Genomic DNA, 13,143 nt, shown 5'->3' on the forward strand with positions numbered 1-13,143 from the left:
TCTCTTTTTATTTTCGTTTTTCGTCTCTGACTGATTTTTAGAGGTGCCCTAAATCTACATTAAAAAGGTTACTGAACCTTTGATAATTGTCCTTCCAAGTAAGCTGAGCATAGCCTCGTCCTCTATACCTATAAACATCTCCAGAAGAAGGAGCACCATTTCCAAGATAATCATGATATGCATTATTGAAAAAATCTTGAGGTGACTGACCGAGACTTATCCCATGTGGATATTCATACAAATTATTATGCCCTGGATAACTTGTAAGGTTGTTTGCTCCAAACCTAGATTCGTATCCAGCGGTGGCAAGTACATAAGCAATTTGCGCTCTATCAGTTACACCAAATTTTCTACAACTCTGCAGGATTAAAAATATTGCATTCCACGCCTTACTAGCTACTTCAATTTGATCGAACGGGACTTGATAATCATCATTTAATGCAGCTATAGGCGTGAGAACTATTGTCGCATTGCGATCATTGTTTCCAGTCAAATTTCCGACCGCATTCCCTAGATCTTGTAGAGGTTTGTAAAAATCAGGGAGTTGAGTAATTGTTGATTGGTTATCCAAGATTTTCAGCTTACCGAGATTGAGGCTGTCAGGAAGTACAATTTGCGAGCTAGGGGGCAAGAAAATATAGTTATTATTCGCGATCGCACCAAAAGTTCCGTTTATACTTGCATCGCCAACATTAAAGTTGGCTATAGTTTGACCAAGTGTCGCCTTATCGTAACTTATATTGACAGAACTATTTCCTGTTAAACCATCAGCAAAGATACTGTAGCTGATATCCTCAAAAGTGAATGAACCAGTCGCTCTAACTGATTTTGCAGAATCTAGCGTGATATTCCCTCCTTTAGCTCCAGCACTGTCAGTTCGCACATATTCAGTCAAAACATCGCCTCGCTGACTGATGAGTTTCACCACACCGCCATTTCCTATCCCAGTTCCATTACCACTCACATTTGCCTTGATCGCCAGAGCCTCAATATCATCGCCTGCCAACAGCGTCACACTTCCCGCATTCCCATTATCATTTGCCGACGCATCAATATTCCCAACCTTTATCCCCAACTGCGCATTAAACCTCACATTTCCTCCCGCCCCAGCATAGGAATAGGTATTCACATTCTGAGCAGTTATCCCACCCTCACTGCTAGTTAGCGTAATCCCTCCCCCCTTACCACTCAGCGTAGAATTGGCATCAATATTACTACCCACCTTGATATCCTTCACCGCCGTGAGGATAACGTTGCCACCATTTCCCCCATTGGTAGCGGTCGTGATATATCCATCTCCCGTATCAATGCCACCTGATTGACTGGTCAGCCTCACCGTATTCCCCGCACCCGTATTTGAGCCAGCAAATATAGTTCGTGTCACAATATCACCAAATGCATTCAACGTAACCGCACCCGCATTTCCTCCATTTGCTCCCGCAAAAATTACTCTTTGGGGCGTATCAGGTGAGTCATTCGTCACATCGATCTTTCCTGCCGTACTCGTTAATGTGATATTGCCACTGCGACCGATGCCATTGGAATTCGTCACAATCGTGGAAGTGTTAATATCTCCACTCGCTGTGAGCGTCACCGTCCCTCCATTGCCATCGCCATCCGCACCCGCATCAATCAGTCCTGTGGTGATCGTGCGATTATCCGTCGTGCTCTTGGCGGTTAGGGTAATCTTGCCTGCATTGCCGCGCTTAGAGTTTGCTCCCACACCATTCTTCCCAAAGTTAATACTTCCTGCGGTACTGGTTACATCAATATTTCCTGCTGTTTTAGCGAAAGAATTAGAAACGATTCCGCCGCCTGTAATATCATTGAGGGCATCAAGAATAATTCTGCCGCCATTACCTGAGGTGGTGGTAGTTAAAACGCCGATATCTGTGATGCTGCCACCGTAAGCATGTACTTCTACTTTCGCTCCATTGCCTTGCTCGGAAGTAGCAGAAATATAGTTTCCTCTTAAGTCGATGTTGCCATTCTGACTTGTGAGGGTGACATTCGCGGCATTCCCTATGGTAGAACTAGAAATAATACTACCTGCGGTAATTGTGTCGTTTGCTTGAATGAAAACTGTGCCACCATTGCTAGAGATGGATGTTGAGTATACAGAACCTACTTGAATGCTGGTGTTGGCTCTGATATCAATGGCTCCTGCTCTATTTGTAGAACTCGTGGCAATATCACGGGTAGTAACACTTCCTCCTAAGCTATTGACTGTGATACTGCCACCAATCCCATTACTGCCACTAATCAAGTCGCCTGTAACGGTTGAATTTGTTGCAGTGACCTTAATAAAGCCACTGCGCGTGTTACTGTCACTGTAAATCTGGCTTGTATTGACATTTGCGCCTGAAATGTCAATATTACGTCCACCTGTGGAAAGCGTGCCATTTAAGATGACTGAACCTACTCCATCTAGATCGGCATCTGCTTGTAGGGTGATTGTGCCTATGGAGGCAACAAAGTAAGCATTATCGGCAATGATGACATTGTTGGTGGCAGATAAAATCACGTTTCCTTGGGTCTGTACGAGGTCAGAAACGTCGTAGGTGTCTTTATCCCCGTCATCTGGTGCAATGTAAATATCGGTTGGGTCGAGCAGTAATGTGCCAAGTTTTCCATGGGTTGCCCCTGTGTCCACTTGCCCTGCAAAAATTAGTTGCTGTTTGCCAGAGACTTCGACAAAGCCGCCATCGCCTGATTGACTGCCGCCTTTGGTGCTAACGATGCCTTTAAATATCGTTTTCTGGTCTGACCAGATGGTGATTTTCCCACCAGTGCCTTTACTCAGAGCATCAGCAAGTATGACTGTATTTTTATCCACGACTGTATTCGTAGCATTGACGATTCCTTTGTCTGTGCCTTTGCCTTGATAGTCTCCACCAATTAGGATCGTAGACTAAATTACCTGTAATTCTAGAATTCTAGAGGCGTTGATTAGAATGCCACTTATTTTCTAAAGAACAGCACCTTAATCAATCCTCGATCCTTAGGACTGTTCCGCCGCCATTTGTGCCTGATGCGTCAAGGTTTGCACCCAAGAGACTGACTTGTTTACCGAGGAGTGCGATCGCTCCGCCTATATTTCCCGTAGCTAAAAACTTGCCTCTTGCTTCTAAATCGCCTGTTGTGTCGCCTGAGATGGTAATTTGCTTGCCTGAGATTGTTGAGGATGCGGTATCTGTATCCGATCAGTTTTTCATTCTTACAAGCAAAGCGTACGTAAGAACTAGTTCTAAATGCTTCAGCCAAGGCATCAGGAGATCTGTAGCCCCAACCCACGAGCTGAAATAATTCCGAGACTGAGTGCCAATTGATATTCTCTATGCTCTGCCTGTATTCGATATCCATGGGACTTATCGCTGATGGCTTGAGTTCAGCCTGTTCAATCAGCCTGTTCAAACTGATATCCAGTATTCTTTCGTTACAATTATTTCGAGGCTCCATCACGCAAGCAATGAGAGAAAAGCATCTCCGATTAAGTCCGATCTGGAACCTCAAAATATAAACACTGATTAGACTTTGCTATCGACTCGCTGGGCAGTTGCCTGCAACGCATAGTGGAGCTTATTCAAAGCATTGATGTATGCTCTTGCCGATGCCACAATGATGTCAGTATTCGCAGAATGCCCCGAAAAAACACCAGCTTTTTCATGGCTGAGGCGAATCGTAACTTCACCCAAAGCATCAATGCCTGCGGTCACAGACTGCACAGAGAACTCGATCAACTGATTGGGCACATTGACCAGACGGTTGATCGCCTTGTAAACCGCATCCACAGGCCCAGTTCCAACTGCCGCATCGGTGAGTTCCTCTCCGTCGGGCGTAAACAATGTCACCGTTGCTGTTGGTAGGGCGCGATCGCCGCAGCTTACCTGAACGTGCTCTAGCTTGTAGGCACTAGGTGCTTGACGAATTTCGTCATTGACCAATGCTTCCAAATCCCAATCGGTAATCTCTTTTTTCTTATCGGCAACTTCTTTAAAGCGCACAAACGCACTGTTGAGTTCCAACTCGGTCAAAGCAAAACCTAACTCTTTCAAACGAGCGCCAAAGGCATGTCTGCCCGAGTGCTTCCCTAAAACGAGCTGATTTTCGGTCAAACCGATCGATTGGGCATCCATAATCTCGTAGGTGAGCTTATTTTTGAGAATGCCATCTTGGTGAATTCCCGACTCATGGGCAAAGGCATTTGCGCCGACGATCGCTTTGTTTGCCTGCACCAACATGCCCGTAAATTTAGATACCAACCGTGAAGTTTTATGAATCTGCGTGGTATCGATCTTAGTAAGCGGCGCAACTGATTCAACAGGACGACCCAAAAACGGATTGAAGTACTGACGACGCACATGTAACGCCATCACGATTTCTTCGAGAGCCGTGTTGCCTGCGCGTTCGCCAATGCCATTGATGGCGCATTCGAGCTGCCTTGCCCCATTCTTGACGGCTTCTAGGAAGTTTGCCGTAGCCAACCCTAGATCGTTATGCCCGTGCACAGAGATAATTGTCCGATCGATGCCGCGCACGTTTTGCTTAATGCCGCGAATCAAAGCACCGAATTCCTCAGGCGTGGAGTAGCCCACTGTGTCAGGAATATTTAACGTGGTCGCGCCTGCAGCGATCGCCGCTTCTAAAACCTCGTAAAGATACTCAGGATCGGTACGGGTGGCATCCATGGGCGAAAATTCCACGTCATCGCAAAAAGACTTGGCATAGGCAACCATTTCGGAGGCAATCGCCAAAACTTCGGGACGGGACTTGCGCAATTGATACTCTAGGTGAATATCTGAGGTAGAAATAAACGTGTGAATGCGTCCGTGGGCAGCGGGTTTAATTGCCTCCGCCGCCGCTTTAATATCGGCTTTGATCGCTCTGGCTAAACTGCAAATAATCGGGCCATCAGCAGTGCCAACGGTTTCAGCAATTTTATAGACAGCTTCAAAATCTCCAGGAGAAGCGATCGCAAAACCTGCTTCAATCACATCTACACCCAGTTGAGCCAGTTGCCGTGCGATGATCAGCTTTTCTTCGACGTTCAGGGTAGCACCGGGGCATTGTTCGCCATCCCGTAGTGTAGTATCGAAAATAATCACGCGGTCACGATCGACATTTGGCTCAGAAACAGGTACTGGTGTTGACATAATTGGTCACAAGTTGAATAAAAATCATTTAACTACCTAAACAAAAAATAAAAGTCCAAGGAAAAACTCGTCGAGTTGTTTCCTTTTTGCGATTATTTGTGCTTTGATTTTAGCGCATGGAAATAGAGCTAGACACAGATCACAATCCAGATCGAAATATCGATCAAAATCACGGTCAAGCTGGACAAAATGTTGACCAAAGCGATCGCCATGCGCAAAATCAAGATTTACCGCCAGAGCAAATAGATCGAACCCAAGACTCTAGGAGCGATCTCGGCATCATTCGTCCCGATCGCAGAGCAGATCGCGATCCTTCTGTCCCCCCCATTTATCTCCCCTCACACCATCCATCTCTAAACCAGGCTCAAACTAAAATTCAGCGTACCGAGTCCCTGTTTGAGCGTGAAATCAAACGCGTTCGCGCTCAAAAGGAGCGGCTAAATCAGTCCAAATCAAATGCACCACCCCCTCTTAAACCGAATCCTAAACCTAATCTTCAACCCGATCTAAACCGCGATCGCAAACGCAAGTCAGAATTAAACCCACATCTAAGGGCAGATTTAGTACCCTACCAACCCCCCAATCAAAAGCCGCCTTTAGCCCTCTACGAGGAACCCGAACAAAAGCCAAAACCGAAACCTAAGAAATCTGCGCCTAGTGGGTACATTGGTTGGGCAGATCTGTTTGTCATCCTCAGTATCCCGGCGATCGGATGCAGCATCTGGCTGGGGACGCAATTTCTGTCTAATCCCCTATCGATGAGTTGGCTTTATTCCACCCAAGCCCCTATTTTCACCCCCTCACTTTGGAATCAACCCAAAACCCTCGCCCAAATTAAAGCTGAACTCGCCGAGTCTCAACTGAGTCTTGGGGATAGTCTCGACCTTAAAACTGGCGAGCAAATCTACGCGGTCATACAATCTGAAAATAAAACGATTCGAGAAATCAGGCTGTATCATCCCATTAGCGATCGCGGCCGCGAAAAGCTTGTCCTCATTACATCGATCCAAACCCCCGGGCTGGAAAATAGCTTTGTTAAAGGCCCCTTTGTCAAATATCGTTCTGCTGAGGTCAGCACTAGAGACAACTACAACCGTCTGCCACTGACCAACCTCAAAGCGATCGTGGGAGGTGCTCCCAACCAAGGAATATGGTTTGTTGCCTATGGTAAAAATGATGACGCTACCTATGGACAGGTGTTTAACTACACCCCCAATCCCCAACCCACGATGGTGGCGCTCAAAGATTGGGTAAGCCCACTGGGTGAGTTTCCGAAGTGGCAGGTTGCCTTAAGCGGTGGTGATGGTAAGCAGGGAGATTCCGAACAAGAGATACCTCCTAAACCACAGTTGGTGATCAATCAAAGCATCGATTTTGAACCCAATTATTTGATCTTTCAGGTAGAAGATAATATTTCCACTGAAACCAAGAGCTATATCCAGCTTCGTCAGGTGACCCTCAATGAAGCGTTAGGATTACCGAGTAGCTATAGTGATGCCTTAACCCTAGCCAGTTCTGGTTTGTGGTCATCTGCTTTAGCAAAATTAAACGAGCTAAAGCTACAGTTTCAAGCAAAGGGCAAAATCTTTTCTCCCTATGTGCAAGAGCAGTATGACCTCATTGCCCTCCATGCCACACTTTCAGCCAGTCAAGCCAATCAACCTTTTGGAAACTTTGGCGACAAGGTTCTAGTCAAAATTATTGACGGGCGCTGGCAAGAAGCACTAGACATGGTGCAATCTACGGACAGCAGTGCCGAAAAAATTGCTGCCATGCTCGCCAAATACGATGCCCATATCTGGATGCGCGTGCAAACAGCACTCAAATTAGAGTCCTCACCTGCGGTGAAGGTTTGGGGTGGGTTGGTCGTACTCAATCGGCAGGGTTTACGACAGGCTGAGCGTTGGCTTAAAGAGCAAAGTGCCGACTCAAAAGCTGTCCTCGCGCTGTTGCAAAAGCTTGACTTGACTCCGATCGCCCTCAATCCCCAGCAACTTTTGGGCACAGTTTCTTATTTAGGTAAAGGCAGCCCTGGCGGGCAATGGCAACTGCCCCCTCCCGAACTTCTAACAGGACAGGCATGGTATACGATCGATCTAGCGATCGTGCGAGATGGTGACATCTGGAAAAATGCTCCCTTCCCAGAGCTAGCCGATCGCTCGTCTTTATTTGTATGGAAAGTTTTAGGCCTAGAGCAAAATAATCGGCTGGGTATTGCCGTCGCTGATAACGCTGGCGAGTTGCTAACTGCTTCATTGCTGGCGCAATCGTTCTCAATAGACGGTTATGGCAATATTCGTGTGCTTGCTACAGGCAGTGCCGATCTAGCCAAATCTTTAAACAAAGGCTCTGTGCCTACTTTAGTAACCACAGGTGGTACGATCTCCGACTTCAAGGGGCAAACCGTGTATCTACCAGCCCTGAGTCCAGAAACTGCCACCAGCATTACCAATACTCTATATAGGGAAATTGGTAAATTGGGGCAAGTTTCCCTAGATTTAAAAGATTTTAGCCAGCAGCTCCAACAGTGGTCATTTCAATTGATCGATACGGATGGAGATAATAAACCTGAGTATTTGCTAGAGGTCGAACGCAGTCAAATAGACTTTGGCGATCGCCACTACCCCATGGTAGCTGTGTTTTCTAGTACGGGTCGGCTGATATTTAGTGACATTGGCAATCGCGCCCGCCGCTGGATCGGGGTTTTACCTAGCAAAGTGGGTGGGCAAATTCTCACCGAAATTAACGGATATTATGAGGTGTGGTCGTTAAGGTAGTTTTTTAGCTAAAAACTTGCGGGAGACGGGCAAACTGTGATTGTTAGACCTGTTGGGTTGTTTCTGTACTTTATACCAACAAGCTTAACTATCAGAATTGTGCAGTCAAATCTTGATGACCATTCACAACTCGAACAATGGTAATGTCGTTCCCAGCTATTTGATAAAGCAAAATGTATCCCATTATTGGAACTCCGCGTAAGTTTGGTTTTACTTCTGCATAGCTGCGTCCCATCATAGGAAAGTTAACTAGATTACGGCATTTCTTGTCAAATTCTTGCACAAATCGCTCTCCTGTTTCGATATTGCGATCTCAAAAATAGTCAAAAATTTCGTTAAGGTCTCTGGTAGCTTCCAGGGAGATCGTAAATTGACTCATGATTGAGCTGCTTGTTTTTGTTGCAAGCGAGCTTTTAGTTGAGTAATAACGACTTCACCATCTAACACTTCACCTCGCTCAATTTGTCCTAATCCAACTTCAACTTTTTGACGAGTGTCAATAACCCAATCAGCATAGTCTTGCTGATGTGCAACTAGTAATTTAAGAGCGATCGCTATGACTTCCTCAGCACTAGCAAATTTACCACTCTGAATTTGGGCTTTGACTAAATTGACGCTTTCTGGGCTGAGAGAAATTTGCATAACAGAGTCTCCGACAAACTGAGTCACTGACTTTACTGTATGTTAGCAAAACGCGATCGCGAATTAGATTTTAGGAGAGTGCGATCGCTTGGCGTGACTTCCATCTGTCACAATGAGCAATCGCTTTTAGTAACTGTAAAAAAGATTTCACAAAAGCTCTATCATCTACCTAAGTTTGAAATCTTAGCGGTTCTAGAATTTGTTGAATTTCTGGGCTGGAATAAAGATCGCTTAATTTCACAATAATTAAGTTGAAGACAATGTTGAATTTGAAGCGATCGGCGATCGTTCGCCAGATGAATTCACAATGTATGCTAAGCGCTTACACCAACAACCCCAACCAAATAAATTGCCTTTCGCAAAATCCGTACTCTTTGCAACCTCTATCCTCGGGTACTATAGGATATAAACCAAAATTTCCTTTAATACAGTTGGTTCGTTTCGTATTTAAACTCTCTAGCAGCTATGTTCAACCTTCAAAATCTCATCGGTGACCCCAACAAGCGCAAACTTGACAAGTTGCGTCCAGACGTAGCCTTGATTAACTCGCTCGAAGCAGAGATTCAAGCACTCTCGGATGACGCTCTGCGGGGCAAGACTGCTGAGTTTAAGCAACGCTTAGAAAAAGGTGAAGAACTAGATGACCTTTTGCCTGAAGCCTTTGCCGTCGTGCGCGAAGCAGGTTCCCGCGTATTGGGGCTGCGTCACTATGACGTGCAGATGTTAGGGGGAATGGTACTGCATAGGGGAGAAATTGCCGAGATGAAAACGGGGGAAGGTAAGACCCTGGTTGCCACGCTACCTAGTTATCTCAATGCCCTCTCAGGCAAAGGCGTTCACATCGTTACAGTGAATGATTACCTAGCGCGTCGGGATGCGGAGTGGATGGGGCAAGTTCACCGTTATCTCGGACTAAGCGTAGGGCTAATTCAAAACTCGATGGAGCCATCGGAACGCAAGCGCAACTATGGTTGTGATATTACCTATGCCACCAATAGCGAATTAGGGTTTGACTATTTGCGGGACAACATGGCAACCGTCATGGAGGATGTCGTGCAGCGCCCGTTTAATTTCTGCGTGATTGACGAAGTTGACTCGGTACTGATTGACGAAGCTAGAACGCCTTTAATTATTTCAGGTCAAATCGAACGCCCCACTGAAAAATATATGGGTGCAGCAGCGATCGCGCGGCAACTTGAAAAGGAAAAGCATTACGAAGTCGATGAGAAACAGCGCAATGTCATTCTCTCTGATGATGGGTTTGAGGAAGCCGAGAAGCTTTTAGGCGTGACAGATCTCTTCGATCAGAACGATCCTTGGGCACATTATGTATTTAATGCGATCAAGGCTAAAGAAATCTTTTTACGAGATGTCAACTACATCGTGCGCGACGATGAAGTAATTATTGTTGATGAGTTTACAGGACGGGTCATGCCCGGAAGGCGTTGGAGCGACGGACTGCACCAAGCGATCGAGGCAAAGGAAGGGGTAACGATCGAGAATGAGACTCAAACCCTTGCTTCGATTACCTATCAAAACTTCTTCTTGCTATACCCCAAATTGGGCGGCATGACTGGCACAGCCAAAACCGAAGAAGCCGAGCTGGGCAAAATTTACAACTTAGAAGTTACCACCATTCCCACCAACCGCAAGAGCGGTCGTGGCGATCTATCGGATGTCGTTTACAAAACTGAAGCTGCTAAGTGGCGCGCCGTAGCCATGGAATGCAAAGAGATGCACGAACTCGGTCGCCCCGTACTGGTCGGGACGACCAGCGTAGAAAAATCAGAATTGCTAGCCCGATTGCTGACTGAGTTGGAAATTCCCCATAATTTGCTCAATGCCAAACCCGAGAATGTGGAGCGCGAGTCTGAAATCGTCGCTCAAGCAGGTCGTAAGGGAGCAGTAACGATCGCCACCAACATGGCAGGTCGCGGTACGGACATCATCCTTGGCGGTAATGCTGACTACATGGCACGCTTAAAGGTAAGAGAATTTTTTATGCCCCAGATTGTCATTCCTGAAGATGGCGATCCGATGAATACCAGTCAGGTGTTATTCCCTAATCGCCCAGCCAAAGCTCAGGGGTTTGCCGTTACCAAAAAAGCCAAAACTTGGAAAGCTTCATCTAACCTATTTCCCTGCGAACTGTCGGACGAGGCAAAGCAATTACTCAAAGAAGCTGTGGATTTTGCTGTCAAAGAGCTGGGGCAACAAAGTATCACTGAGCTTGAAGCCGAAGATAAGCTTGCGGTTGCTGCCGAAAAAGCACCAACCGACGATCCAGTCATTCAAAAGCTGCGTAGAGCCTGTAGCACGATCAAAAAGGAATACAGCAACTTTACCAGTGCCGAACATAACGAAGTTGTGCGCTTAGGTGGCTTGCATGTAATTGGTACGGAGCGTCACGAGTCACGTCGCATTGATAACCAGTTACGCGGTCGTTGCGGACGGCAGGGCGACCCTGGGTCTACAAGATTTTTCTTGAGCCTCGAAGATAATCTCATGCGGATTTTTGCAGGCGATCGCGTGGCAGCCATGATGAATGCCTTCCGCGTTGAAGAGGATATGCCGATTAGTTCGGGGCTTTTGACCAAGAGCCTAGAGGGGGCTCAAAAGAAGGTAGAAACCCACTATTACGACATTCGCAAACAGGTGTTTGAGTATGACGAAGTCCTGAACAACCAACGCCGTGCCATTTACTCCGAGCGTTTTCGCGTCCTAGAGGGGCAAGATCTACGCGATCGCGTGATTGAGTATGCCGAGCGCACGATGGATGATATCGTCGCTGCCTATGTTAACCCTGACCTTCCCCCCGAAGAATGGGATTTGGTCAGTATGGTCAACAAGGTCAAGGAGTTTGTCAACCTGCTGCAAGACCTGGAGCCCGATCACCTCGATGAGATGTTTATGCCAGAGCTGCAAGCCTTTCTACGCGAAGAAGTGCGTCGTGCTTACGAGATTAAAGAGGTTCAGATCGATGCGCTGCAACCTGGGTTAATGCGGCAAGCCGAACGATTTTTTATCTTGCAGCAAATTGATACCCTATGGCGCGAACACCTCCAAGGGATGGAGAGTCTGCGAGAAGCCGTGAGTTTGCGCGGCTACGGGCAAAAAGATCCCCTGATTGAATATAAGAGTGAAGGCTACGAGCTATTCCTTGACATGATGACGGATATTCGTCGCAATGTCGTTTACTCCTTGTTTGAATTTAACCCCCAACCCCAACCTCAAATCACGGCTGAGTTTGTTTAGTTTTTTCCTGAAAAACCTATGCAACTTGAAATTATCGACCAACAGCTTAAACTACATCTTGCGGTCAAGGAACGTTTGGCGGCAGTGCATATTGCCAGCACGATCGCAGTTCCCCTGCCGAGTATTACCCATGTCAGTACGGTCGAACCTAAGAGTAACTGGAATGAAATTCGTGCCCCAGGCTCGTTTGTGCCCAACTTTATCAAGGCGGGGACTTACTACACAGCGCGAGGGAGAGAGTTTTGGTACGTAACCAAATCGCGAGAGGGCAAGTTTTTAACCCTCGATTTAAAAGACGAGTATTACAAGCGCATTGTGCTCGCGATTGACGACCACCAAGCTTGGTGCGATCGCCTGCAAGCGCTGATTCCTAGCCCGTGAAAAACATTCGTATTGTCTTGGTTGAAACCGCAGGGGCGCTGAATCTAGGCTCTGTGGCGCGGGTGATGCAAAACATGGGGCTATCGGAGCTATGGCTCGTGAATCCTCGCTGCGATCGCTTCAGCGATGATGCTCAAATCATGGCAGTGCGTGCGAAATCGATTTTGGCGCAAGCAAAAATTGTCGATCGCCTATCGGATGCCTTAGTCGGCTGTCAACGGGCGATCGCCACCGCAGGCAGAATCACCACCACATCCAGCAAAGGCGAACAGGCAGGATTTAGCCCAGAAACCCTACCCATCAGCGATCCCCGCCTTGGCATGACTTGGTTAATGGAAGTCGATCGCAGTGCGATCGTATTTGGGGCAGAGGATCGCGGTCTCAGCAATGCGGAGTTACAATATTGCCAACGGGCAATCAGAATTCCAGTGTCGGAGGATTATCCCTCGCTTAACCTTGCCCAAGCCGTAGCGATTTGCTGCTATGAAGTGCGTCTAGCCTACGAAGCAAGGCAAAATCCTACATTTCTTGGTAATTCTCATGTTAACCAGTTAAGTTTTCAAGAAGGAAGTCTTAGAGAATCAACGAGATCGCCAAAAATTTCTACTAGCCAAATGGCGGAAGATTTGGTACAGTCACCAACCATAGATGAATCTCAAACGATAGCCGCATCTAAAATCCCAGATTTATCTGCCCCCCTCGATCAAGTAGAAGCTTTTTACGTTCAACTTGAGGCAGTTTTACTCAAGATCGGTTATTTATACCCACATACAGCCTTTCGGCGTATGCAAAAGCTGAGGCAGTTATTTAATCGAGCCCACCTGACGAGTTCAGAGGTTTCTATGCTTAGGGGTATAATCAGGCAAATCAACTGGGCAATTTTGGATCGGTTCTCAGATCGGTAATGGTGTCAAGGAGCGCAAAGGAACCACAGT

The 13,143-nt window shown here is 46.7% G+C and carries 9 protein-coding genes; 5 read left to right on the forward strand and 4 right to left on the reverse strand.

From position 1 onward, the window contains the following. Positions 1-37: 37 nt before the first annotated feature. Positions 38-2,836, reverse strand: a complete 2,799-nt coding sequence (locus V2H45_RS14325) for a hypothetical protein (protein WP_330484329.1) — start codon at positions 2,834-2,836, stop codon at positions 38-40. A 691-nt stretch (positions 2,837-3,527) separates the two neighbouring features. Beyond that, entirely contained in the window at positions 3,528-5,153 is a 1,626-nt protein-coding gene (locus V2H45_RS14330; protein WP_330484330.1) for a 2-isopropylmalate synthase, read from the reverse strand. A gap of 116 nt (positions 5,154-5,269) precedes the next feature. Between V2H45_RS14330 and V2H45_RS14335 the strand changes: the two genes are divergently transcribed. Further along, complete coding sequence (locus V2H45_RS14335) at positions 5,270-7,930, forward strand: hypothetical protein (protein WP_330484331.1); 2,661 nt, start codon at positions 5,270-5,272, stop codon at positions 7,928-7,930. A 91-nt stretch (positions 7,931-8,021) separates the two neighbouring features. Here V2H45_RS14335 and V2H45_RS25625 read toward each other — a convergent pair whose 3' ends face one another. Both V2H45_RS25625 and V2H45_RS14340 read right to left on the reverse strand, forming a co-directional pair. Beyond that, positions 8,022-8,213 (reverse strand): type II toxin-antitoxin system RelE/ParE family toxin, encoded by a 192-nt coding sequence (locus tag V2H45_RS25625; RefSeq protein WP_408648788.1) that lies wholly within the window; start codon positions 8,211-8,213, stop codon positions 8,022-8,024. Between the two features lie 92 nt (positions 8,214-8,305). After that, positions 8,306-8,572 (reverse strand): ribbon-helix-helix domain-containing protein, encoded by a 267-nt coding sequence (locus tag V2H45_RS14340; protein ID WP_330484332.1) that lies wholly within the window; start codon positions 8,570-8,572, stop codon positions 8,306-8,308. 39 nt (positions 8,573-8,611) lie between these two features. Here V2H45_RS14340 and V2H45_RS14345 point away from each other — a divergent pair, with 39 nt between their 5' ends. The 4 genes from V2H45_RS14345 to V2H45_RS14360 all read left to right on the forward strand — a co-directional run bounded on the left by V2H45_RS14345 (position 8,612) and on the right by V2H45_RS14360 (position 13,113). Continuing rightward, on the forward strand, positions 8,612-8,818 hold the full coding sequence (locus tag V2H45_RS14345) for a hypothetical protein (RefSeq protein ID WP_330484333.1): 207 nt from the start codon (positions 8,612-8,614) through the stop codon (positions 8,816-8,818). 219 nt (positions 8,819-9,037) lie between these two features. Then, complete coding sequence (gene secA / locus V2H45_RS14350; RefSeq protein WP_330484334.1) at positions 9,038-11,827, forward strand: preprotein translocase subunit SecA; 2,790 nt, start codon at positions 9,038-9,040, stop codon at positions 11,825-11,827. 18 nt (positions 11,828-11,845) lie between these two features. After that, positions 11,846-12,208, forward strand: a complete 363-nt coding sequence (locus V2H45_RS14355) for a hypothetical protein (RefSeq protein WP_330484335.1) — start codon at positions 11,846-11,848, stop codon at positions 12,206-12,208. Next, positions 12,205-13,113, forward strand: coding sequence for an RNA methyltransferase (locus tag V2H45_RS14360; protein WP_330484336.1), 909 nt, complete (start codon positions 12,205-12,207; stop codon positions 13,111-13,113). The genes V2H45_RS14355 and V2H45_RS14360 overlap by 4 nt, the downstream gene beginning before the upstream one ends. The last annotated feature ends 30 nt before the right edge of the window (positions 13,114-13,143 follow it).

It is taken from the genome of Tumidithrix elongata BACA0141 (genome assembly GCF_036349135.1).
In the GTDB taxonomy this organism is placed as follows: domain Bacteria; phylum Cyanobacteriota; class Cyanobacteriia; order Pseudanabaenales; family Pseudanabaenaceae; genus Tumidithrix; species Tumidithrix elongata.

Excerpts from the sequence above, each read along its gene's own strand:
- V2H45_RS14330 (WP_330484330.1), bottom strand. The coding sequence starts at position 5,153 with ATGTCAACACCAGTACCTGTTTCTGAGCCAAATGTCGATCGTGACCGC.
- V2H45_RS14335 (WP_330484331.1), top strand. The coding sequence starts at position 5,270 with ATGGAAATAGAGCTAGACACAGATCACAATCCAGATCGAAATATCGAT.
- V2H45_RS14340 (WP_330484332.1), bottom strand. The coding sequence starts at position 8,572 with ATGCAAATTTCTCTCAGCCCAGAAAGCGTCAATTTAGTCAAAGCCCAA.
- V2H45_RS14345 (WP_330484333.1), top strand. The coding sequence starts at position 8,612 with ATGTTAGCAAAACGCGATCGCGAATTAGATTTTAGGAGAGTGCGATCG.
- secA (WP_330484334.1), top strand. The coding sequence starts at position 9,038 with ATGTTCAACCTTCAAAATCTCATCGGTGACCCCAACAAGCGCAAACTT.
- V2H45_RS14355 (WP_330484335.1), top strand. The coding sequence starts at position 11,846 with ATGCAACTTGAAATTATCGACCAACAGCTTAAACTACATCTTGCGGTC.